This is a genomic window from Streptomyces lydicus (genome assembly GCF_000717345.1).
In the GTDB taxonomy this organism is placed as follows: Bacteria; Actinomycetota; Actinomycetes; order Streptomycetales; family Streptomycetaceae; genus Streptomyces; species Streptomyces lydicus.
Map to the genome: position 1 here is coordinate 92,847 of NZ_JNZA01000019.1, position 21,774 is coordinate 114,620.

25 protein-coding genes and 3 pseudogenes are annotated in these 21,774 nt (G+C 68.2%); 12 read left to right on the plus strand and 16 right to left on the minus strand.

What is annotated here, in order from left to right:
- Positions 1 to 251: 251 nt before the first annotated feature.
- The gene (locus tag OO62_RS38125) at positions 252 to 590 is read right to left on the minus strand and encodes a hypothetical protein (protein WP_228332357.1); all 339 of its coding nucleotides are present in this window, start codon (positions 588 to 590) and stop codon (positions 252 to 254) included.
- Here OO62_RS38125 and OO62_RS19905 point away from each other — a divergent pair.
- On the plus strand, positions 589 to 1,500 hold the full coding sequence (locus OO62_RS19905; protein ID WP_033268882.1) for an SDR family oxidoreductase: 912 nt from the start codon (positions 589 to 591) through the stop codon (positions 1,498 to 1,500). The two genes, OO62_RS38125 and OO62_RS19905, sit on opposite strands and share 2 nt — an antisense overlap.
- 161 nt (positions 1,501 to 1,661) lie before the next feature.
- On the opposite strand, the gene OO62_RS19910 is transcribed toward OO62_RS19905, so the two are convergent.
- Entirely contained in the window at positions 1,662 to 2,309 is a 648-nt protein-coding gene (locus OO62_RS19910) for an NADPH-dependent F420 reductase (protein WP_033268833.1), read from the minus strand.
- Between the two features lie 58 nt (positions 2,310 to 2,367).
- The gene (locus OO62_RS19915; RefSeq protein WP_033268834.1) at positions 2,368 to 3,180 is read right to left on the minus strand and encodes an inositol monophosphatase family protein; all 813 of its coding nucleotides are present in this window, start codon (positions 3,178 to 3,180) and stop codon (positions 2,368 to 2,370) included.
- A gap of 117 nt (positions 3,181 to 3,297) precedes the next feature.
- Here OO62_RS19915 and OO62_RS19920 point away from each other — a divergent pair, with 117 nt between their 5' ends.
- The 4 genes from OO62_RS19920 to OO62_RS19935 all read left to right on the plus strand — a co-directional run bounded on the left by OO62_RS19920 (position 3,298) and on the right by OO62_RS19935 (position 5,725).
- A complete protein-coding gene (locus tag OO62_RS19920) occupies positions 3,298 to 4,242 on the plus strand; it encodes a LysR family transcriptional regulator (protein ID WP_033268835.1) in 945 nt (314 codons plus the stop codon).
- A gap of 291 nt (positions 4,243 to 4,533) precedes the next feature.
- Positions 4,534 to 4,770: a hypothetical protein gene (locus tag OO62_RS39635; protein WP_033268837.1), complete on the plus strand. Its 237-nt coding sequence runs from the start codon at positions 4,534 to 4,536 to the stop codon at positions 4,768 to 4,770.
- Positions 4,771 to 4,891: 121 nt separating this feature from the next.
- Positions 4,892 to 5,191, plus strand: coding sequence for a NucA/NucB deoxyribonuclease domain-containing protein (locus tag OO62_RS40755; RefSeq protein ID WP_228332358.1), 300 nt, complete (start codon positions 4,892 to 4,894; stop codon positions 5,189 to 5,191).
- 15 nt (positions 5,192 to 5,206) lie between these two features.
- Positions 5,207 to 5,725: a hypothetical protein gene (locus OO62_RS19935; protein WP_033268838.1), complete on the plus strand. Its 519-nt coding sequence runs from the start codon at positions 5,207 to 5,209 to the stop codon at positions 5,723 to 5,725.
- A 262-nt stretch (positions 5,726 to 5,987) separates the two neighbouring features.
- Here OO62_RS19935 and OO62_RS19940 read toward each other — a convergent pair whose 3' ends face one another.
- From OO62_RS19940 to OO62_RS19955, 3 genes and pseudogenes are all read right to left on the minus strand, one after another.
- Positions 5,988 to 6,566 carry a GNAT family N-acetyltransferase gene (locus OO62_RS19940; protein ID WP_078617272.1) on the minus strand — a complete coding sequence of 193 codons (579 nt, stop codon included), beginning with the start codon at positions 6,564 to 6,566 and terminating at the stop codon, positions 5,988 to 5,990.
- Positions 6,567 to 6,620: 54 nt separating this feature from the next.
- A pseudogene (locus OO62_RS39035) lies at positions 6,621 to 7,418 on the minus strand (IS5 family transposase).
- A gap of 179 nt (positions 7,419 to 7,597) precedes the next feature.
- Positions 7,598 to 7,849, minus strand: a complete 252-nt coding sequence (locus tag OO62_RS19955; protein ID WP_033268840.1) for a DUF7660 family protein — start codon at positions 7,847 to 7,849, stop codon at positions 7,598 to 7,600.
- Between the two features lie 45 nt (positions 7,850 to 7,894).
- Between OO62_RS19955 and OO62_RS38135 the strand changes: the two are divergent.
- A pseudogene (locus OO62_RS38135) lies at positions 7,895 to 8,086 on the plus strand (hypothetical protein); the annotation flags it as partial.
- Between the two features lie 301 nt (positions 8,087 to 8,387).
- Positions 8,388 to 8,942, plus strand: a complete 555-nt coding sequence (locus OO62_RS19960; RefSeq protein ID WP_033268841.1) for an HAD domain-containing protein — start codon at positions 8,388 to 8,390, stop codon at positions 8,940 to 8,942.
- 554 nt (positions 8,943 to 9,496) lie between these two features.
- On the opposite strand, the gene OO62_RS19965 is transcribed toward OO62_RS19960, so the two are convergent.
- The 4 genes from OO62_RS19965 to OO62_RS19980 form a co-directional block, all read right to left on the minus strand.
- Positions 9,497 to 10,840 (minus strand): RNA polymerase sigma factor, encoded by a 1,344-nt coding sequence (locus OO62_RS19965; RefSeq protein ID WP_078617274.1) that lies wholly within the window; start codon positions 10,838 to 10,840, stop codon positions 9,497 to 9,499.
- Between the two features lie 11 nt (positions 10,841 to 10,851).
- On the minus strand, positions 10,852 to 11,202 hold the full coding sequence (locus OO62_RS19970; protein ID WP_033268842.1) for a YciI family protein: 351 nt from the start codon (positions 11,200 to 11,202) through the stop codon (positions 10,852 to 10,854).
- 421 nt (positions 11,203 to 11,623) lie between these two features.
- Positions 11,624 to 12,550 carry an NmrA family NAD(P)-binding protein gene (locus OO62_RS19975; protein WP_033268843.1) on the minus strand — a complete coding sequence of 309 codons (927 nt, stop codon included), beginning with the start codon at positions 12,548 to 12,550 and terminating at the stop codon, positions 11,624 to 11,626.
- Positions 12,547 to 13,371 carry a polysaccharide deacetylase family protein gene (locus OO62_RS19980; RefSeq protein WP_033268844.1) on the minus strand — a complete coding sequence of 275 codons (825 nt, stop codon included), beginning with the start codon at positions 13,369 to 13,371 and terminating at the stop codon, positions 12,547 to 12,549. Before OO62_RS19980 ends, OO62_RS19975 begins: the two co-directional genes overlap by 4 nt.
- 88 nt (positions 13,372 to 13,459) lie before the next feature.
- On the opposite strand from OO62_RS19980, the gene OO62_RS19985 reads away from it, so the two are divergent.
- Positions 13,460 to 13,810 carry a winged helix-turn-helix transcriptional regulator gene (locus OO62_RS19985; protein ID WP_033268845.1) on the plus strand — a complete coding sequence of 117 codons (351 nt, stop codon included), beginning with the start codon at positions 13,460 to 13,462 and terminating at the stop codon, positions 13,808 to 13,810.
- Positions 13,811 to 14,292: 482 nt separating this feature from the next.
- Here OO62_RS19985 and tpg read toward each other — a convergent pair whose 3' ends face one another.
- From tpg to OO62_RS20005, 4 genes and pseudogenes are all read right to left on the minus strand, one after another.
- A complete protein-coding gene (tpg, locus tag OO62_RS19990; RefSeq protein ID WP_033268846.1) occupies positions 14,293 to 14,850 on the minus strand; it encodes a telomere-protecting terminal protein Tpg in 558 nt (185 codons plus the stop codon).
- Between the two features lie 9 nt (positions 14,851 to 14,859).
- A pseudogene (gene tap / locus OO62_RS38145) lies at positions 14,860 to 16,235 on the minus strand (telomere-associated protein Tap); the annotation flags it as partial.
- Between the two features lie 52 nt (positions 16,236 to 16,287).
- Entirely contained in the window at positions 16,288 to 17,184 is an 897-nt protein-coding gene (locus OO62_RS20000) for an aminoglycoside phosphotransferase family protein (RefSeq protein WP_033268847.1), read from the minus strand.
- Between the two features lie 332 nt (positions 17,185 to 17,516).
- Positions 17,517 to 18,098 carry a TetR/AcrR family transcriptional regulator gene (locus OO62_RS20005; protein ID WP_033268848.1) on the minus strand — a complete coding sequence of 194 codons (582 nt, stop codon included), beginning with the start codon at positions 18,096 to 18,098 and terminating at the stop codon, positions 17,517 to 17,519.
- Positions 18,099 to 18,302: 204 nt separating this feature from the next.
- On the opposite strand from OO62_RS20005, the gene OO62_RS20010 reads away from it, so the two are divergent.
- From OO62_RS20010 to OO62_RS20020, 3 genes are all read left to right on the plus strand, one after another.
- On the plus strand, positions 18,303 to 18,653 hold the full coding sequence (locus OO62_RS20010; RefSeq protein WP_033268849.1) for an antibiotic biosynthesis monooxygenase family protein: 351 nt from the start codon (positions 18,303 to 18,305) through the stop codon (positions 18,651 to 18,653).
- Between the two features lie 105 nt (positions 18,654 to 18,758).
- The gene (locus tag OO62_RS20015; RefSeq protein WP_033268850.1) at positions 18,759 to 19,145 is read left to right on the plus strand and encodes a VOC family protein; all 387 of its coding nucleotides are present in this window, start codon (positions 18,759 to 18,761) and stop codon (positions 19,143 to 19,145) included.
- Positions 19,146 to 19,428: 283 nt separating this feature from the next.
- The gene (locus OO62_RS20020; protein WP_033268851.1) at positions 19,429 to 19,857 is read left to right on the plus strand and encodes a DUF4267 domain-containing protein; all 429 of its coding nucleotides are present in this window, start codon (positions 19,429 to 19,431) and stop codon (positions 19,855 to 19,857) included.
- A gap of 282 nt (positions 19,858 to 20,139) precedes the next feature.
- On the opposite strand, the gene OO62_RS20025 is transcribed toward OO62_RS20020, so the two are convergent.
- Both OO62_RS20025 and OO62_RS20030 read right to left on the minus strand, forming a co-directional pair.
- Positions 20,140 to 20,442, minus strand: coding sequence for a winged helix-turn-helix domain-containing protein (locus OO62_RS20025; protein ID WP_033268852.1), 303 nt, complete (start codon positions 20,440 to 20,442; stop codon positions 20,140 to 20,142).
- Positions 20,442 to 20,894: a hypothetical protein gene (locus OO62_RS20030; protein ID WP_033268853.1), complete on the minus strand. Its 453-nt coding sequence runs from the start codon at positions 20,892 to 20,894 to the stop codon at positions 20,442 to 20,444. Before OO62_RS20030 ends, OO62_RS20025 begins: the two co-directional genes overlap by 1 nt.
- Before the next feature lie 504 nt (positions 20,895 to 21,398).
- Here OO62_RS20030 and OO62_RS36525 point away from each other — a divergent pair.
- Positions 21,399 to 21,740 (plus strand): DUF6262 family protein, encoded by a 342-nt coding sequence (locus OO62_RS36525; protein WP_078617275.1) that lies wholly within the window; start codon positions 21,399 to 21,401, stop codon positions 21,738 to 21,740.
- The last annotated feature ends 34 nt before the right edge of the window (positions 21,741 to 21,774 follow it).

Below are 21,774 nucleotides of genomic sequence, written 5' to 3' on the forward strand. Positions count from 1 at the left end.
GGTTCTGCTCGTCGTCGACCCGACCTCGGAGTGGCCGGTGATACGGACCGTTGGCTTCGTTGTCGGCCGGCGGAGTACGGGGCCGGCTCCCAGGCGGTCAGGACTCACCTCCGCTCCCGCGGAGAGCACTCAGTGCCTGTTCCTGAACCGGCCGTGAAATCGCTGCGGTGGTGCCGCTCCGGTGAACGGTGCGGCAGAGCAGTCGTGCCGCGGTTCGCTCGTGATGATCGGTGGCCGTGCGCGGGGCATTGTCAGCTTTCAGGCTGTGCCTGTGCCGGTGGGACAGTCGCCGAAAGGGCGCGCAGATCGTCGAAGGCTTGGAGGAGATGCGCGTCCAAGCTCTGTGAAGGGTCGTCGATCCAGGCTCGGGCCGCTTGGTGGAAGGTGGCCCAGCCGGTTTGAGCAGCCAGGCCGGCCAGCCGGTCGGGGACTCCGCGCTGCCGCAGCGCCTCTGCCAGGGCATCGGTGAGCGACGCGGCCTTGGCCAAGTCGCGCTCACGGAGCGCTGGTGTCACCGCGATGATTGCCAGTCGTGGTTCGGCGAACGGGCGGTTGGCCTCGAGGATCCGTCCGGCTTTGGAGCGTTTCATGCGTGTCTTTGTTACCGGTGGTTCCGGGCAGACCGGTCCGGCAGTCGTCACTGAGCTCGTCGCGGCCGGCCACTCGGTCACCGGTCTGGCGCGCTCGGATGCCGCTGCTGCCCGGCTGGAGTCGCTGGGGGCCACGCCACACCGCGGCTCCCTGGAGGACCTCGACAGTCTGCACAGCGGCGCCACAGCCGCCGACGGCGTCCTGCACATGGCCTACGGCGGCGACTTCTCCGATCTCGACGACATGATGAGGCGGGACCGGACCGCGATCGAGACGCTCGGCCAGCCGTTGGCACACTCGGGCAGGCCGCTCGTCATCACCTCCGGCACCCTGGTCATGCCTGCCGGCCGGGAGACCACCGAGAAGGACGAGCCCGACATGGCCGGGATTGCCGCCTTCCGCATCGCGGGTGAGCGAGCCTGTCTGGACTTCGCCGCCCGGGATGTGCGCGCGAGCGTGGTCCGCCTCGCTCCCACCGTCCACGGCCCCGAAGACCACGGTTTCATCCCCATGCTCATCGCCACCGCCCGAAAGACCGGCGTGTCGGCCTACGTCGGTGACGGCACCAACCGATGGCCTGCCGTACATCGGCTCGACGCGGCGGTCCTGTTCCGCCTCGCATTGGAGAAGGCACCCGCAGGCAGCGTGCTGCACGGAGTAGCCGAAAGCGGCGTCACCCTGAAGAGCATCGCAGAGACGATCGCCCGGGGCCTGGATCTACCCACGGTCTCACTGACCCCCGCCGAGGCTGCCACGCATTTCGTGAGCCCGTTCATGGCCACGGCCTATGGCTTCGACGGGCCCGTCTCCAGTGCTCACACTCAGGAACTGCTCGGCTGGTCACCCACCCACCCGACCCTGCTCGACGACCTGGAGCACGGCGATTACCTGACCCGGCCGGCGTCCTGACCTCCTCACACCGATCCGGAACTCCCCGGCCCGGCTGACGAGTGGTGCCGGCGGCTCACCTCCACTTTCTGGGCGTCACTTGCGGCCCAGCGGGGTTGTCCGTGCCAGCACCCAGCTGCCTCGCACGAGCCCGATTTTGGTCTGACCCGGCCTTGGTGGGGTCAGCGGGCGAGGGAGACGGCGAAGGGCTGGAAGCCGTGTCGGCGCAGGACGTGGGGCACCACGAGGATCATGGCCTCGGTGGCGCGGGCCGTGGTGATGTCGCCGAGGTCCTCGATCCATGCGGGCTGCCAGCCCAGGTCACCGAGCAGGCCAGTGACGGTCTTCTTCGCGTGTTCGTCGTTGCCCGAGACATAGACGGTCGGTGGGGCGACCAGGGTGTCAGGGGCAGTCATGACCATGAACAACATGGTGTTGAGGGTCTTGACCACATGGGTGTCGGGGAGGGCGGCCTGGAGTTGCTCGGCGAGGCTGCTGCCGGGATAGCACAGGTCGCCGGGCAGGCCGTCACCGGCGTCGCGGGTGGCGTTGGAGACGTCGACGAGGATCTTGCCAGCGAGTTCGGTTCGCAGGCCGGCCAGACGGTCCAGGGCGCTGTCGCCGGGCGTCGCGTTGATCACGATGTCCGCGGTGCGGGCGGTGGTGCGCTGGTCGGCGAAGGAGACGCGGGGGCTTGTGCCTTCGGCGGCCGTTGCGGTCTCTTCCATCGGGCTCCGGCGGCCGAGGATGACGTGGTATCCGGTGGCGGCGAACTTGCCGGCGAGGTTGGCGCCGACGCGGCCGGCACCCAGTATGCCGATGCTGGTCATGAGGTTATGGTCCTTGCTGTGTCGGGTGGGACGGGCGGGAGCGCTGGCCGCTTCGTGGTCAGGCGATCGGCGACAGAACCTTGAGGGCGGCGGCGTGGATGCCGGGAGCGGCGGCCAGGAAATCGCGGCTGCCCGTGCTCCAGGGTTCGCCCGCCAGGTCGGTGACGGTGCCTCCGGCCTCGGAGACCAGCAGGGCGCCGGCGACCAGGCCAGAGCGGACGTCGGAGAACTGCCAGAACGCGTCCATGCGTCCGGCGGCGACGTGGATGAGCTGCATCGTGGCAGGAACGGACACGCGCACGACCAGGCCGTTGATGAGCATGGCAGTGACGGAGTCACCGATCCGCCGGAAGGTGCGCTCGTCCTCGCCGGGTTTGGCCTGGCCGGTGCCGACGAGCGCGGCACCCAGGTCGGCCTTGGCGGACACCTTCAGGGGTCGGTCGTTGAGGCGGGCACCGCCGCCGGCGACGGCGGTGTAGGTGTCACCGGTCAGCGGCAGGTGGACGACGGTGAGTACCGGCTGGTTGTCGCGGACCAAAGTGGCGGTGACGGCCCAGTCCTCCATGGCGTGGACGTGGTTGATGTTGCCCTCGGCGGGGTCGACGACCCACCACTCCCCCGGCGGGAGAGCGCCGCCGGCCAGCTCGTCCTCGGCCCACTGCGATCCTCGCCGGGCCCGCAACAGCGGTTCCCGCAGCACGTCCAGCACCGCGCCGTCGTTGGCGTGGATCTCGTCGACGACCTCGTCCAGACTCACGCCTCGGGCGTGCGAGGTGTAGCGGTCGCGCAGCGTGAGGCCGGCGGTCTTCACCGCGGCGGTCACGTCGGACATGAGCGTCGTGTCGACGTCGGAAGGCATGGCTGTGCTCATGGCGGGCTTCCCTGGGTTCGGTCGATGCGAGGCGGCTGGTCCCGCACCCGCACTTCGAAGGTAGGTGCCCTGACAACTAACAACAAGTGCATGCTTTTCACTCGTAGAGTTACTCTCATGCAACTGGATCTGAACCTGCTCACAGCCCTGGACGCGCTGCTGGAAGAGGGCAGTGTCGCCGGTGCTGCAGCCCGCCTCCACGTCACCGCACCGGCGATGAGCCGCTCCCTGGGCCGCATCCGCAAGGCCACCGGTGACCAGATCCTGGTCCGCACCGGCCGCAGCATGGTCCCCACCACCCGCGCGCTGGCCATGCGCGCACAGGTCCACGCCCTCGTGCAGCAGGCCCACCGACTCATGTCCGCGCAGCAGGAACTCGACCTAGCCGCTCTGGAGCGGGTGTTCACCGTGCGCTGGCACGACGCCCTGACCGCCGCTTGCGGCACCGCCCTGATCGCCGCCGTCCACCGTCAGGCCCCCGGCGTCCAGCTGCGCCTGTCCGCCGAACCCGGCACGGACACCCCCGAGCTGCGCCGGGGTGAGGTCGACCTCGAATCAAGCTCCAGCCGGCCGACGCTCCCCGACATCCGCCACCGCCTCGTCGGCAGGGACCGGCTGGTCGTCGCGGTCCGCCCAGGCCACCCGCTCACCGAAGGCCCGCTGAGCCTCGAACGCTACGCGGCCGCCGAACACCTCACCGTCTCGCGGCGCGGACGCCTGCGCGACCAGATCGATGACGCCCTGACCACGCGCGGCAACGAACGCCGTGTCGTCGCCGCCGGGCCCACCGCCGCCTTCGCTCTGCAACTCGCGCTCGGCACCGACCTGGTCGTCACCCTTCCGGACGCGGTCACCCGCGCGGCCCGGGACCAGCTCGGTCTGGTCACGCTGCCGCTGCCACTCCCGTTGCCCGACGTCCCCCTGTACCTGCTGTGGCACCAGCGCTACGACGACGACCGCGCCCACAACTGGCTGCGCGAGATGGCCGCCGAAACTGTCCAGGCACTGTTCGCGCCACCGAGCGCCTCTCAACAGTCCCTCATCATCCGGACCGGGCAGTGACGGGCACGCCCAGGAAGGAGCTCCTGGCGACTGACTCCCGTTCTCGCGAACATCACCTATTCGTGCGAGCGTGCGACTCCCAGTCCCACGTCGAAACGAAGTCGCAAGTCGCGTACAAAGCCACGGCCGCGCAGGACACCGACGCGTGTTCTGCCCTCAACGCCCTGCAGCCCGCTGTCTGACGGGGCCAAGAGGGGCGGTCGATCAGGATCGGCGGGCGCAGCCACGTCCCGTGCTTATCGCACGGGATTCTGGGCGGACAAGTCCTTCGTCACCAATGTCTTCTCGTCCGTGACAGCTGCGGCGTTCGGCGTCCCGCTGGCCCTGGTGGTCCTCAACCGGGTCGCAGTGGTGCAGGCCGAGGCGGTGGAAGTGCGCGCCGGGCTGCGTCTGGCCATGCGGGTGGTCGGTGATTTTGCCGCGTCCGTGCCCCGGCTGGTCCCCGGGCCCGCAGCTCGTCTCGATGATGCGGCGGCCGGGCTGCTCGCTTTGGAGCGGGTGGCTCAGGCGGCCCTCAAGGACAGCTGAACTTGCGCTGAGCCTCAAGGACCCGGCAGTCAACGAGAGCGCACAGCACATACTCGACGCCCAGAAGAACCCGGAGCGAACCTTCCCGTCCTGGCCTGGCCTGGCCTGGCCTGGGAAGAGCGTGCCCGGAGCGAAGGAACCGCTGCACCGACTCGTCGATACCAAAAAGCAGGAAGCGAACCGGGACAAATCAATCGTTGAGTGCAACAAGGTGTGGGGGAACTATTCCGGAACTCCCCTGCAGTGCGACGAGTATCCCTCCGCTTCGACCCGCGAGGGATCTAATAAGGGCGACAACCGCTACTCCGTCCGGCTGATCGACGGCACCGACAACGAAACCGGCGGCCGTCGACTCAACTCCGTTTACACCGCAAACAGGATCCTCGACGGGGATCCCTTCTTCGTGAAAATCACGAGCTGACCCAAGGAAGACACTGTGGCGCTGCTCGCCGAGCACACCGTTAACGCCCGACCTGCGCACGGTCTGGTGGAGGTCTATGACGCCGACGCCTATCTCGACGACAGCGCCGCGGCCGAGGCATCACGAGAGCAGGTGGTAGCCGGCAACGGCTACCACCTGTACCTGCACAGCCTGCAACCCGACATCGCGGTTGACGTCACCATTCGCATCTGGGATCAGGCACAAGCACCACCCAAGCACTCCGAGGGTTCCATCCCCGTATTCATCGAGTCCGCCACCGCCTGCCTGGTCATCAACCAACTCACCATCGGTCCCGCAGGAACCATGGATCTTCCCCGGCCCGGGGTCTACGAGGGCCACGCCTGGTGGACTGGCCGAAACTCCACACGCGACTACTACGACCGCACTCTGGCCGAACACACCGAGCCCGAAAGCCTCAAGCGTGCCTGGCAGAACAATCCCACCCCAGAGCGCTACTACCTCGACCTCCACCTCACAGGCGACGTCTGCCCGGACGACGAAGACAGTGTCTGAACCGGATTGTGCGCACGAGCTTCGGTCGCGACCCGTCTCGCCCGAGTGGGCGCCCCAGCAGTACGCCAGTATTCGCCAGCACTTGGAGGGCAGCGCCCCCGCTGCCGCGGCCGAGAAGTAAGGGCGCGAAGCCGCAGATCGTGGCCTACGGCTGAGGTGTCTTGCGCGCTGACCGACCGGCCCGCGCCCGCGGCACCTCAGTGGCTTAGAGGTGATCTCGTTTGGTGTCGAAGTGGCAGGAGATAAGTTCGGTCTGTTCAGTTCAGGGACAGGGAATGTCGCTAGCGGGCGTCGTGGGGCGGTTAAGCCGCCAGACCACGTCGATGCCGGTGTCTGAGGGGGCAGCGGGCGGCGTCACCTGCTCGCGACGGACTTCGGTGAAGCCCAGTCGGGGCGGGATGGCGCCGCTGGAGACGTTGGCCAGGTCGTGCGCGATTTCCAGATATGCCACGTTCGGCAGCGTGAATGCCTCGGCCACCATGGCTGCCGTCGCTCTCGTGGCGATGCCCTGGCCGGTGGCGGCAGGGTGCAGCCAGTACCCCGTGTACCAGCCCTGGGGTTCGGCCCCGCGGTAGGTGGAACACATGCCGATGAGCGTGCCGTCCCTGGTGATGGCGTAGTTGAAGGCGTCACCCCTGTCCCACTTCGCGTCGGACTTCGCGAGGAAGTCGCGAGTCTTCTCCTCGCTGTGACGGGCGACCCATGGCATCCACGGGCGCAGGTGGTCCAGGGACTCCTCGATCAACGTGAACGCCGGCTCGAAGTCGCTCTGCCCTCGCCAGCGTCGCAGGGCGAAGTCTCCGCACTCAATGATCTGCCTCGGCCGCTTCATGACGGTCATGATCGTCCCGCGGAACGGATCACTGCAACGGGATATGGAGGGCCGGTGGGCTGTCTACCTGGACAGACGGCGGTAGCAGATCAGGGCGGCGGCAATCCCTGCGAAGGCCAGGAAGTGCTCGGCCTTGCGTTCGTAGCGCCGGTGCAGGCGGCGGCAGCCGGACAGCCACGCCACTGTGCGCTCCACGGTCCAACGGTGGCGGCCCAGCTTCTGGGAGGACTCGATGCCCCTACGGGCGATGCGCGGGGTGATGTTCCGGGAGCGGAGCCATCGGCGCAGGTGGTCGTAGTCGTATCCCTTGTCACCATGGAGCTTGGCGGGCCGTCGCCGACGGGGCCCTCGCCGGGAGCGGATCGGAGGTGTGCCCCGTACCAGGGGTTCCAGACCCTGGCTGTCATGGGTGTTCGCGGCAGAGATGCCAATCGAGAGGGGCAGACCGGTGCGCTCGGTGATCAAGTGGATCTTTTACCCCCTCTTGCCGCGATCTACGGGGTTCGGACCCGTCAGGTCCCCCCTTTTCACCGTGCGCATGTTCACGGAGTCGATCGCGCACCGTGACCAGTCCAGGCTGCCGCGGGCACCGAGCTCGTCCAGGACCAGGCGGTGCAGCTTGCCCCACACCCTCGCCCGGCTCCACTCCGTGAATCGCCGGTGTGCGGTTGGCCCCCACGGGCCGAAGCCTGGCGGCAGTTGGCGCCACGTGCAGCCCGTCGTGGCCACGAACAAGATCGCTGCCAGTACCTGCCGGTCCCCATACCGCCGTCGGCCCCCGCCCTGGGGACGCACCGGGGCTGCGGGAACCACCCGCTGGAACAACTCCCACAACCCGTTCGGCACCAGCCGCTCCACCATCGCTATCACCGCAAGCAGCCTAATGACCAAGCCAGTTGAGACGATCTCTTAGGCTTCGACGTACGCCACGATCGTGATCATTATCTTGGGTTCCGGTGCTTTCATCGCAGCTCAATGATCCGTGGCAGCGTGAGGGACGTAAGGCACGTAGTTGGCGCCGACGGAAGCCGGGCTATGGACTACTCGTAGACCTTGGCTGCTTGGAGCGCGCGGGCGATGAAGGTCCAGTCACCGCCTGCTGGAAGCTCTTTGCCGAAGTTCTGATAGAAGCCTGGGGAGTCGTGCACCCAGGCGGCGAGGGCCTCCAGGAAGGTGGCGAGTGTGTTGTTCTCCCACGCATCGCCTTGCTGCAGGAAGTCCTGGTGCAGTGTGCGGACGAAAGCGGCCAGCTCCTCGCGGCTGCGGATCTCATCATCTGGAGCAAGGGACATGCCGGCAAGTATCCGGTGCCCCGTAGGCGTCGCTCCAGGGCGCTGGTTGTCAGCCGTCCCAAGGAGGCCTCCGGCTTCGTCGTCCTTCCCCGCCGCTGGGTCGTCGAGAGGTCGCTCACCTGGATGAGGCCCGCACGCCGGCATGCCCGGGACTACGAACGACTCGTCCAGCACTTCCTGTTGTCTGAACTGGGATTTTTTCCAGTTCAGACAAGCTATGGAGGATGCTGCTGCTAGCTTCCGAGTATGCCTGAGAACGAGGGGGCCGAGCGTGATCTATCTGCTCTGGAACTGCCGCAGTGGAGCCGCTTACGACAGACCGGTGATCCCTGGGGTCCGCAGCAGCTGACCTCGAAACCAGCCTCGCTGGCGCCGAGGAGAAGCTCGCCCAGATGGAGGCCGCCACAGCCCGCACGGCCACAGCGGTCGATCTCGGGATGCCCGGCTTCACCCAGATCGCCGGACGCGCTAGAGATACATGAAGACGGATACGCTTCGGCGACTGAGTAGATAGGGAGCGAAAATTCGGGGGGTTGCCATGGGTCGTCCGCTGCTGTTCCTCGATGTCGACGGACCCCTGAATCCGTATGCGGCAAAACCTGAGAAGCGCCCCGAGGGCTACACCACCCTCCGCGTCCCACAGGAGAGCGGGGTAGCTGGGGAGCCCGGGAGAGTGCGGACCCGCAGGAGGCCACTGCGTGTATGGCTCAACCCCGATCACGGGCGGGCGTTGCTGACCCTCGGCTACGAGATCTGCTGGGCCACAACCTGGATGAGTGACGCGAACAAGTGGATCGGACCTGTGCTCGGTCTGCCTGAACTGCCGTTCGTCGACTTCGGTAACGCCCTGCTCAGCGAGCGCCCTGATGGCGTTCATTGGAAGTCCGAGCCATTGGTGGAGTACGCCAATGGCCGACCATTCGCTTGGGTGGACGACGAACAGAGCGACGCGGATCATGAGCACGTGGCTGCCAACCACCGCGCACCTGCCTTGCTCCACCACGTCAATCCGCGGATCGGTTTGCGCGACGACGACTTCACTACCCTCGCAGGCTTCGCAGCCTCCATCGACATGTCGACGGGCAGTTCCTGAGCGGCACGCAGCCACGCCTAGTGCAGAGAATCCGAGACCCTGATCACCTGGGCGGCGATCACCCTCATGACCAGACGCCTGAGCCACAACGGCCCCGCGCCGACAGCTGGACGCAGAAGCCGAAGCCGCGCGAGCGGACGCGCAAGCTCGGCAGTTGCTCGGCTGGCTACTGCTGTTCGCGGTTTTCACCGTCGGTTTCATCTTGCTTGTCACGTACGGCAGCTGAGTGCGACTTTTCGCGATAGATGACACCGAGGCGAGGGGTGATCTGGGTAGTTGCAGACAAGTTTTCGCGTTGCCTGACACCAGATAGTTGGAGTTCGCTGACACCTGGTCCTGGTCTTCGGCCCAACTGCCACCAGCAGCAGGAGGTTCTCGCAGGTCACAAGCTTTATCTAGGGGCGAATTCGGATGAAGGAAAGTGTGGCAAGCACTCATTGCTGTACGTGCCTTGAAGGTATCCGAGGGTTCTTCAGGCACGTACGGCGCCGGTGGCCGCCAGGTGTTCGGCGTGGGGTTATGGCGAAGGTCAGCTCATCGAGTGTGCAGCCCGGTCATGTGCTGGTCTTGTCTGCTCTGTCGCCCGGGCCGGGCGGCTCAATCGTGTGCAGCCTGCGTCGCAGGTGGGCCCGTTCGGGTTCGGTGCCGGCCAGATCGAGCGCTTCCTGGTAGGCGGCCGCTGCCTCGGGCAGCCGGCCGAGCCGGTGCAGCAGGTCTCCCCGGGCGGCCGGGTAGGGGTGGTGACCGCGCAGCCGCGGCTCGCCGGCCAGTGCGTCGAGCAGTGCCAGGCCCGCCTGCGGGCCATCTCGCATCGCCACCGCCACGGCCCGGTTCAGCTCGACGACGGGGGACGGGGCGAGTGCGAGCAGTACGTCGTAGAGTGCCACGACCTGCGGCCAGTCGGTGGTGGCGAGGTCGGCGGCCTCGTCGTGGAGGGCGGCGATGGCGGCCTGCACGCCGTACGGGCCGGGCGGTCCGCCAGTGAGAGCGGAGACCGCCAGCCTGCACCCCTCCTTGATCATCGTGTGGTCCCAGCGGCTGCGGTCCTGGTCCTCCAGCAACACGAGTTCGCCGTCCGGACCGGTCCGGGCCTCGTGTCGCGCGTGGATCAGCAGCATGAGGCCGAGCAGGCCGTCGACCTCCCGTGCAGCGGGCATCAACCGGTGCAGGATGCGCGCCAGCCGGATGGCCTCTTCCGCGAGGTCGATCCGCTGCAACTGCGGGCCCGAGCTGGCCGCGTAGCCCTCGGTGAAGATCGAGTAGAGGACCTGGAGGACTCCCGGCAGGCGCTCCGGCAGCTCATCGGCGCCGGGCACACGGAACGGGATACGCGCCTGGCGGATCTTCTTCTTCGCCCGCACGATCCGTTGGGCCATCGTCGCGGCCGGGACGAGAAGGGCCCGCGCCACCTCTGGTGTGGTGAGCCCGGCCAGGCAGCGCAGGGTCAGCGCCGTGCGGTCCTCGGCCGCGAGCGCGGGGTGCGCGCGGGTGAAAAACAGCTGCAACCGCTCGTCGGGCAGATCGCCGGCGGCGTCCGCGGGCGGCGGGGCCGGGGCGGCCCGGTCAGCCTCCACCTGCAGGACGGCGAGGCGGGCGGCGTACGCCTGGTCCCGCCGCAGCCGGTCGACGGCCTTGCGTCGCGCCGTGGTCAGCAGCCAGGCCCCTGGCCGGGCCGGAACGCCCTCGGCCGGCCAGTGCGCCAGCGCCGCCTCGACGGCCTCGGAGGCGACGTCCTCGGCCAGGTCGAGATCGCTGAAGTGGTGGACGAGGGAGGCGAGCAGCCGCCCGCGCTCCTCCCGGAACACCGACTCCACGGACGCGCAGGCGGACGCGTGGGCGGGTGACTGGCGGGCGGACGCGACGGGTATGCCGCGCCCGGTGACTCCCTCGTCCTCCATATCAGGCACTGTCAGACCCCGAACTCGGCGATCGGGCGGACGACAACCGAGCCGCTGCCGCGCGCGCCGGGGCAGCGGGCCGCCCAGTCGAGCGCGACGTCCAGGTCCGGTACGTCAATCACGTAGAAACCACCGAGGACCTCGCGGCTCTCGGCGAACGGTCCGTCGGTGACGGTCCGCCTGCCGTCCTGGCCGACCCGCACCGCCGTGGCGGTGACCAGATCGGCCAGCGACTCCCCGGACACCCAGATCCCCGCGTCCTTCACTTCCTTGTCGTACGTCACCCAGTCCTCGACGCTGCACTCGGCGGCTGCGCCGTTCTCATCGACCGCACCAGCGTTGATCAGCAGCATGTACTTCATGGTCCGACTCCTGTCAGGTCCTGTTGCCTCTTCGTCCGGCGGGTCGCCGTACACCATGACGACGAACGGGACGCCATCAGATCGACACCGTCCCCGAAGTTTTTCTACGGGATGAGTCGGGTGCCCCCGCCTGTGCACCCCGGTCGCGGTGAACGCGGCGGCCAGCACAACCTGCCCCCGTTCACATGTGCCTCTGCAGGGTCTCGCCGCGCATGACATGTCGACCTTGTGCGACCTGGGCGTTTCTTCGTTGTCTCACGGCGATGCCGTCATGATCGGTCTCAAACTCGTGGCATCTTCCTCGGCTGGCCCCTGGTGTGTGTCACGCCAGGTTTGCCAGAGCTCAGGCCGGCGTCGGCCCCGGTCCGGAGCGACGAGTCCTGTCGTGCGTGACTGCGTTCGGACTTGACGTGGTGGGTGGTCATCCCGTCCATCCGGTGCGGTGCAGCCAGTCCTCGAAGGTCATCAAGTCGGGGTGCAGGCGGCGCAGGAGCTTGATGTCCCGGTCTCTGGCGTAGAGATCACGGTCGGCGAAGAACTGGAACATCGCTACGTAGTCGTGGCCGAAGTCGGGGACGGCGGCGCGCAGGTCGTCATGCGGCATGGGGATGTAGGTGCTGGGTGTGCCCGTGACCTGCGCGAAGGTAGCGGCGATCTCGTCGCCGGTGAGACTGTCGCCGATCACCGCGAGGTCGCGGGCGCCCCAGGACTGCCAGTTGTCGAACATGTGGCCGACGAACCAGGCGATGTCGTCGAGGGCGACGAGCGGGTAGCGGGCGGCGCCGAGGGGAAGCCTGAAGGTCAGGCCGCCTCGGCCGTCCGGTCGGGGGGTGAGTCGGTCTCGCAGGTTTTCGAAGTACGGCGCGGTGGTCAGTACCGAGACGTGGTCCGTGTACCAGCCGTCGGTCTCCTTTCGGAGCATTTCCTCCGACCGCATCAGGTCGATGTGGGCGGCGACGGCGGCTTTGCTGTCGAAGTGCGGGACGGGGTGGCCGGTCAGGGACACCGCGCTGTCCAACGAGGACCAGATGAAACGCTCCACGCCGGCCCGCTCCGCGGCGGCCAGCAAGTGCAGCCCTTGCCGATACTCACCCACGGCGCTGCCCGTCGCGAAGAAGTCGGTGTTGGCGAACACGCGGTCGGCCTGCCCGATCAAGACCTCCAGGGCCGCCGACTCGGAGCGGACCAGTCGCACGCGGTCGGGCGCGGTGGCGGCGAGTTCGGTGGCGCGGGCGGACTCCGGGTGGCGGGTGGGGACGGTGATGGTGGCGTCGGTGGTGGCCAACAGGTGTGGGATCACGTGGCTGCCCATGGCTCCGGTGCCGCCGACGACGAGGACGTGGGTCATGGCGTTCTTCCCTGGTGTGTCAGGACGTGTTCGGCCACCTGGGCGTGGGTGGCAACCCAGACGTCGCCGGACTCACGGATGTGGTCGAGGATCTGGCCGACCATGCCCGCGAGGAGCGGTCGGCCTCCAACGTGAGCGTGGATGGTCAGGCGGAAGATGCCTGGGCCAGGGGCGACGAGCATCTGGTCCAGTAGCTCACGGTGCAGGTCGCGATAGGCGTACGGGCCGGCTGCAGCGTCGCGGACGTCGGAGTAGTCGCTGTGCATGAGGGAAACCAGAGGACCGTGAGCGGTGGACAGGACCTGCGGGAGGTCGTGGTCGCAGTGGTCGCCGGTCCAGCGGTAGCCGGCCTCGGCGAGCAGGCCGGCAGTGTGCCTCGAACCGGTGGCGCGTGGGCTCATCCACCCCGTCGGGCGAACGCCGGTGACTCGGCGAAGGATGTCGGTGCAACGACGGATATTGGTCCGCTCGGCATCGACATCGAGCAGCGCGGGCACCACGTCCTGGGCCCAGGAGTGTGCGGCGATCTCGTGACCCGCCTCGTGCACGGCCATGACGGTCTCGGGGTACCGCTCGGCCACCAGTCCATTGACGCCGACGGTGGCGGGCAGGTCACCGAGGACGTCGAGCAGCCGCCAGATGCCGGTGGTGACGCCGTAGTCCGCCCAGGAGGTGCTGTGCGTGTCGTCGATGCCGGACAGCGGCCACGCCGCGGCCATCGGCGCGTAGGCGGGCCAGTGCCCTGGTGACCACATCTCCAACGCGACTGTGACCAGCGCTACGACCTTCCGCCCGCCCGGCCATTCGGTCTCTGCCGTCATTCGGTCCCCCTGCTCGGTAGCTTCCGCCGTGGACGCTAGTGAGGCGGTAGGTACCTCCAGGTTCCTGGCAGAGGGCTACCGTCGGGGCATGCGTGAGTACTCCGGCAGCGTCTTCCTCGCCGACTGCCCGGCTCGGCTGGCGATCGAGATCATCGCCGACAAGTGGGCGGTGGTCGTGCTGTTCGCGTTGAGCCGGGAACCATGCAGGCACGGCGAGTTGGTCGACCTGATCGGCGGAATCTCGCGGAAAGTGCTGACCCAGACGCTGCGGCGGTTGCAGGGGTACGGCCTGGTCGACCGCCATGCCGAGGCCGGGAAGGTCGAGTACGTGCTGACAGACTTGGGCCGGACGCTGGTGAAGCCGATCGCCGTGCTGACTGAGTGGGCTCACGAGCACGGCGCGGCCGTGGTGGGATTCCAAGAGTCCAAAAAAGACTGAGCGTACTCGGCCTCCCCCTCACGTCCGCCACCGCCGTTCGAGCGCAGACGGTGCTCGGCGTGGGATGCGGGCGATGGTCGGCGACGAATGACTGGCTGATTGGCGCGGGGCCGGACCAGCGTCACCACCACCCGAAAGGGTGAAAGCTCCAACCAGGGATCTCACAACGCCGGCCTCACGGTTGTGCCACCGCGACTGAGACTGTGCCACGAAATCCGAGACGCTACAGCCTCACTTGCCAGAACAACCGGTAGCCCACTCGCCTGCGTTTTCGGCTGGACACCCTGGACAACAAGCGCCCTCGTCACCCGCGGCCTTCGGTGCGTGCGGTTGGTGGCAATCACGTCGATCCGAAGTCATCTATCTTGAAATGTCGCACTGAGCGGTCGGCCCGAGGCGCTCAACCGGCCAATTCAGCCGCTCACTGGCCAACTGAAGCGCTCAGTCACAGCTGCTCCTCGACCGCCGGCTGCCACGTGGTCTCAGAAGTCGAGCTCCACATAGTCGATGTCGGTGAACTCGACCAGGAGGCCGTCGGCGCGGCGGCCGCGGTCTTTGAAGTAGATCTCCTGCAGACCTTCGGCGGCGATGTTCTGCAGCTGCTGCTCGGTGGCGCCGGAGGCCTGGGCGTCGAAGAGCCGGGCGGCGTAGGCCGGAGGAAGGTGCTGGGTGATCAGCCGGATCCGCCCGTCATCGGTCGTGCCGGGGGCGGCGGTGAAGCCGAACCGTGCCCTGGTCTCGATGACGATCTCGCCGGTGGAGGAGGCGCGTTGCTGGGCCTTCTGGCGCACCTTCGGCTGCCACCGCTTGCGGACCTCGCGCTCTATGCGGGCAGCCAGCTCGCGACGGGGTCGGCGGATCTGGTCTTTGGCGTATCGCTCCACGGTGCGCCGGGAGATGCCCAGCAGCTGCGCGACGGCTTTGGTGGAGCCCTTGTGCTGCTTGACCAGGAACCGCATCTGCGCGCCCGCGCTCTTGGGGATCGGGCGGGTGGTGGTGGCGTCCGTGGCCTTGTCGAGGCTGTCGCCGAGGATGCCCACGTCGGTCTCCTACTCTCCGTCGGGTACGGCGTCAGTGCCCTTGATGTGCCGGGCGGGGTTGTGGTCTTCGTCGAGCATCTGCACCGCCCACAGCAGCTCTTGGGTGCCTTCGTGCTTGACCAACCCCGGCGAGACGCCGAGCCGGAACGCCCCGGCAGCCGGCTTGCCGTCGGCGGTGTGCGGCAGGACGTCCAGCGGGCTGGGCCCGTCCGAGAGGTAGACCGAACAGTCCGACAGCAGGGCGTCCTGGGCGAGCAGCAGGTTCCCCGACGGCGTCGGCGCGTGCTGTGTGGCGAGGGCGGTCTTGAGGACCTTGCGGTGCATGTTGACGCGGGCGTCGAGATGACGGCGGCGCGGAAGTCGGGCCGCCAGGTCGGCCGCTCCAGTGCCGGCCACCGTTCGCCGAACTTGTGGCGGATGCTCTTGGGCCGCTCGCGCAGCTTGCCGATGCCGCCCTTGACCGTCGACTTGATCGCCGACAACACCGCGGCCAGGGCCGGGTCGGTGGCCTTGTGCCGCTCCATCGCCGCGAGGAACTCCTCCTCCGACAGGTCGGAGGTGACCCCGAGGTCGGCCATGGTCGCCTTGTACGCCTCACTGATGCGCTTGTACCAGGGGTCCAGGAAGGGGCCGGACTCGGTGCGGATCCACGCCTCCAGCGGCCGGACCTGCGCCGGGAGGCGGTAGGTGTCGATGAGCTCCTGGGCGTAGGTGACGGTCGGCGTCGCGTACCAGGCCGGGCCCTCGAGCCGGGTGCCGTGCAGGGTGAAGGGGTTGGGCAGACGGGGGTCGAGCTCGATGCTGGAGAGGTCCACCAGCTATGAGCCGAGCGCCTTCTTGTCGAAGGCCGGCGCCTTCACATGCACCGGGCCGGACAGGCCGACGACGAGGCGGTTGGCGGCGGCGAGGAAGGCGGTGTTGACGTCGATGCCGACCGCGAAGGCCCGCGCGCACTCGGCGTCGGTGAGCAGCGGCGGCGGGGTGCTCGTCGGGGGCCTCCACCGGGGCCGGGTCGACCGCTGCGGTCAAGGAGCCGGGCATCGGGCCGGAGACCCAGGTGCCGGACTCCTCATCCTTGACTGCCCTGGTTGGCGGTCGCAGGGCGGTCATCGCCTCCAGGCCGGAGACGGCCGTCGATCCCCGCGGGGTCAGGACACGGGCAGCGTAAGTGCCCAGCACGCGGGCGATGTCCGCGGGCTCCAACTGGTCGGTGCTCCCCCACGAGCGCGCCTCGAGCGCCGCCCAGGGCAGGACCGCCAGCTGCACGCACTGCCGCCGGCCGCCCTCGGCCGGCCGGTAGATACGCGCCCACGGACCGAAGCCCCGCCGGGTCAGCTGCACTTCGCGCGAGCGAGCTGCTTGACGACCTTGTGGTCCTCGGGAAGACTGCCGCATGCCCCTCAACCAAGATCGAGAACCAGTTCCTAGAGGCGCGCATCAAACACCCTTCAGAACACGGTCAAGTGCCGCGCGGCCTGCAGGTCCCCAGTTCGGCTTGCCGCCGGGAAGGCCCCGATCTCCGTTCTGCCCCATGAGCATCAGGAAGAGGCTCTTCATCGCGGCCAGCCCGCGGGCGCGCCGGATCGCTGCCTCGTCTGCGTGCGCGTACATGTCGAAGAACCGTGAGGCCGTGCCCGCGGGCAGCAGCACCCATGCGGCGGCGAGGTCCCATGCCGGGTCGCCGGCGAACATGTCACCGAAGTCGACGATGCCCGAGAGCGTTCCGTCCGAGACGACGACATTCGCGGGATGGAGGTCGCCGTGCACCCACACCCGCGGGCCCTCCCACGCGTGGGCCGCCACGGCGTCGTCCCAGACGGCCCGGACGTCGGCAGCGATGTCGTCGAGGGCAACGGCCTGGAAGAAATTCTCGAAGCCGTCCGTGCAGTTCTTGGGATGGGCACCGCGGTCCGTAGCGATCGGCGCCTCGGCGGGCGCCTCCACATGGAGCGCCCGGAGGAAGCCCGCCAACGTGTCGGCCGCGTGGGCGCCGCGGCTGATCGAGCCGTGGTCCAGCGGCTCGCCGGGGACCCACGTCATCACGGTCCAGTGCTTGGGGAAGCGCTCGGACGGTTCGCCAAACCGCACCGGAGTCGGCACCGGGAGCGGCAGGCGCGGAGCCAGCACGGGTAGCCACCGCCGCTCCTTGAGCTGGAGCTCCGCGGTGGGGTCCATGCGCTGCATACGCACGGCCAACTCGTCCCCGAGACGCCACATTTGGTTGCCCCAGCCGCCCGCCACCTCGCGGATGGCCAGCCCTGCAAGGTCTGGATGTTGCTCCTGCAGCAGGTCGCGGACCAGGTCTGCGGTGATCTCGATCTCGGTGTCGGTCATGCGAAGTCACAGTACTGAGGCGGCAGGCGGAGCGGCTCTTGCTGTGACGCCTCTGACATCAGCGAGTCGGTTTCAGAGAGCTACAGACCAGAGGCTTTGGGACGGACCGGCCACAAAGTTCAGAGAAGCGGCCAGGCCGAAGGAGACCGTTCCCTGCCAGAGCGATCGCATGGCTCGACGGTACGCACGCACCGGCCAGGGCGCCGCCCCTCAGCATCCGCCTGGTGGGCTGCGTGCCTGCCGGCCTTTGATGCTCGGTGACGAGTCGGCTTTCGCCGGGAGGGAAAACGCCGTGACCGAGGTCGCGGTGGTTGGTGCCCTCGACGCGTTGTTCAGGGCGTGGGCGCGGTGAGATACCGCTGGACCGTGGGTCCAAGCCAGTCCACGATCTCCTCGCGGCCGAGCGCCATGCTCGCCGGGAACCGCAGCACGTAGCGCGTCAGCGCGAGCCCCAGCACGGTCGAGGCGCACAATGCCGCCCGCGCCGGCGCCTGGTCCGGTTCGGGGCCCAGCCGGCGGGCCAGCGGGATCAACTGCTCACGCAGCACGCTCTGCATGCGCTCGGCGGCGGCCGGGTCGGTGGCGCCGACCCGCATCAGTGCGGTGAGCTCCTCGTTTTCCTCCCACAGGGTCAGGAAGTGGCGCACCAGGGTGCGGCCGATCTCCTCGCGCGGTTCGACGGGCAGGCCAGGCAGCCCGGGGTCGATCGCGACGGCCGCCGCGAACAGGCCCGCCTTGTTGCCGTAGTAGCGCATCACCATTGACGGATCGATCTTGGCGTCGCGTGCGATGGCCCGGATGGTCACCTTCTCGTAGCCGTCCGCCGCGAACCGCTCGCGGGCCGCGGCGAGGATCGTGGCGCGGGTGGCGTCGGAACGCCGTGCGGCCTGCTGGTTCTCCGTGGTGCCGGTCATGCCAACAAACATAGGCCAACACGAGTTGGCCAACAAGCGTTGACAGTCCAGAGCCGCGGCCCTACGTTTGCCAACACGAGTTGGCCAACACGCGTTGGCAGGGTCGCAGTCGTTGGAGGCCGGCACCAGCGATGGCCCTTGAGTACCCGTCAGACCCCCTCGTGCCACAGGTACCCCCCCCGTTAGTGAGAGGACGTACCGAAAATGGCCAAGCTGCAGGGTCTCGACCCGGACACCCCGATGTTCGCGCAGTTCAAGGAGAAGACCGGGCCCATCGTCCTGGCCAACACCTTCGTCGTCCCGAAGGAGAGGACGGAAGCGTTCCTGGCCCTCTTTCACAGGCAGGCCGGGTTCATGAAGGCTCAGCCGGGATTCGTCTCCCTGCAGATGCACAAGGGAACGGCGGACAGTCAGCTTCTGATGAACGTCGCGGTCTGGGAGTCGACCGAGGCGCTCGCCACGGCGTTCGGCCGCCCGGAGTTCCAGCGCATGGTGGCCGAGTCCCCCGACGACATCGTGTCGTACCCGCACATCTTCGAGCAGATCGACGTGTGACACGGCAACCGCAGCCGAGGGAGGGCAGGGCGGCCGGAGACGCCCTGCCTCCCCCGGGCGGGCAGCACCCCACCTCGCGCAGCCCGTCCCTGAACAGGAGTCACTATGACCGTGGAACTGAACCACACCATCGTCCCCGCCCGTGACCCGCAAGCCTCGGCGCAGTTCCTGGCCGACATCCTCGGCCTCAGCGTCGACCCGCCGCTGGCGCACTTCACGCCGGTCACGCTGGCCAACCAAGTCAGCCTGGACTACGACCAGCTGGATGACTTCGAGCCACACCACTACGCATTCATGGTCAGCGAGGAGGAGTTCGACGCCGCCTTCGCCCGCATCCAGGACGGTGGAATCACCCACTACGCCGATCCCGCATGCCAAGAGAACGGGCAGATCTACCGCAGCGAGCGCACCGAAGGCTGCCGGGGTACCTACTTCCGCGACCCCGACGGACACCTCATGGAAATCCTCACCCCGGGCGGTGCCGGGTCGTGAGGCCGGTGGCGACCCAGCGGATCACGCCCTCGCCGGTGACAGCGGGATTGCGTTCGCAGCCGCGGCGATGCCGGTCAGCCATGCCAGTGTCCGTTCCCCCCGTCTGCAGGGCAGCACTGCGAAGCACTTCTGGTGTGCGGCTCTACGGATGCCCCCGAGCAATCGCGGTTTAGTCCGCCCCGCCCGCACCGGTCCGCGTCATCCGGCACGTCACCGGCCGCCCCGGCTACGCCCGCCGCCGAACCCTGCCCCACTCCAACCTGAGCATCAAAGGAGAAGCGTCATGTCGCTGAAGAACGTCAACACCGTGCTGATCACTGCCGTCACCCTGTTCGTCCTCTACCTCGGGCTGTCCTTCATCCTGGCCCCTGAGGCGTCCACTCAGGGCGTTGGCCTGCCGAACTGGCCCGCCGGCAACGGCGACGGCTTCCTCATCATGAAGGGCACCCGCGAATTCTCGATGGGCCTGGTCATCGGCATCCTGCTGGTGACGGGCCACCGCCGGGCTCTGGGCTGGGTCCTGCTGATGGAGGCCGTCGCCCCGTTCGGCGACATGATCAACGTCTTGGCCCACCACGGCTCCCTCTCCGCCGCGTTCGGCATACACGGCCTGACCTCGGCACTGATCGCGATCACCGGCCTGCTGACCCTCCGCGAGACCCGCAAGGCCCACAAGGCCCCCGCCCCAGCGCCCGCCGCGCAGCCCGCCTGACAGTTGCATGCCCGAAGGGGTGGCCCGGTCACATGGCCGCCGGGCCACCCCTTCAGCATCCGTCCGGGCGGAGGCGCGTTGCGAAATGTCCAGCAGTCGACCGACGACGTGATCCGCCGCAGCCCCGCGGCTACCGCCGGCCTCCCCCACGCCCTGGCCTGACGGCCTGGCGTCGCGCCCCGCGCCCCCAGGGAAGGAACCGGCTCACGCCTCCGACTTCGGGTGTGCAATGCCGTCCAGCCCGGCTGCCTGAGCTCCGCGCAGCGTCGTCCACAGGCGCCACTACTCCTGCGGTTCGTGCGCCGCCGCCACGATCCTCTGCAGGGCTGCGGCGTGCCGCTGGAACGCCAACCGGCCGTGCGAGGTGAGCCGGACGTGGGTCTGCCGCCCCGTACGGTTCCGGGTCTTGCGCACCTCGATGTACCCGGCCTCCGCCAGCGAGGCGACCTGCTTGGACAGGGCCGAGTCGCTGGTCCTCACCTTGTCCCGTACGAAGCCGAACTCCACCCAGTCGGCCGGAGCCAGCAGCGCGACGACCGAGAGCCGGGCTGGTACGTGCAGGAACTCGTCGAAGTCCGGGTCCATCAGACGTTGCTGTTCCGACGAGTGATGGCCTTCATGATCGGGCGGGTCGCATACCTGGCCACCAGGGTCGCGATGGCCGCGACGGCCCCGGCGATCATGCCAGGGTTCGGGAGCTCGAGCAGCCGGGCGCCGATCAACGCCGCCACGAGGACCACTGTGACAACGCCCCCCACCCATAGGGAGAACGCCCACTCCGCGCCGGATGGCTTTCGGCGGACCGGGGCCCGCCGCTGATGCACGAACAGCATGCCTGCCATCAGCCCGCTGGCTGTCAGGAGGGTGAGGGTGCGCCAGGGGTTCGGCAGATCGACGGACGCACTGAAGCTGAACACGGCCAGTGCGGTGACGAGGATGTAGGGAAGTGAGGAGCCGTGGCGCACATACGCGTCACGGGTCTGCTCCTGGTGGTGGTGTATGGCGTCGAGCGCGGTCTGCGCGTCGTACGAGGTCATGAGTCCCCCTTGTCATGCTGGTCATCCCACGGTACTTGCCTATGGGGAAAGTACCACCTTCTTTCCTTGCGGGAAAGAAGGTGTCGCCGGAGGGACCCGGCCGCCGACGGCGCTCAGGCGGCCCGCAGCTCGGGGCGCAGCCGCTCGAAGGAGACCGGGAGATACTCCGGGCTGCCTCAGACGGTCAGGCACGGTGAAGATGACGCGGCAGTTCGGGGCGTGCGCCTTGATCTCTGCGCGGTCTTCAGCGCCTCTCGAAGGCGGGGCGGACCCGGATGCGGGTGCGGATCTTTTCGCCGACGAGCTTGTCCCTCGGGATGCCCTACTCACCACCCAGATCACCTCTTACGAAGACGTCGCGGCGAAGATGCGCGAACGGATGGCAGCCCTACCGGAGGGCGAACAGACCGAATGGGAACAGGCCGCCGATCCTTCGCCGAGTCCGGGCCGGCGGCGACCTCAAACTCCTCCCCTTGGCCGTCGTCTCCAAGGGCGGAACCTGAGATGGCTGCCCGAACCCCCGCTGTCGTCCTCGCCGAATGCCGGCGACAGACCAGCCTCCTCAAACGACAACGCGTGCTCGACACCATCCGGACGATGCTGGACAACGGCGAGTCGATCTCCTTCGCCGCCATCGCCCGCGCTGCGAGAGTGTCGACCTGTCTCGTCCATGCCGAGGGCGTCCGCGAGCACGTCCAAGCGGCCATCCAGCGGCAGGAACAGGCTCCCGTCACCTCGGCTGTCCAAGGCCGCCGGGCAGCACCCGCCAGCCTCCACGCTGACCTGGCAATGGCCCGGGAGGAGTTCAAAGAACTCCGCACGGAACGCGACGGTTTGCCTCCGTGAAGCCGTTGCGGAACTCGCCGAACAGTTCCCCCTC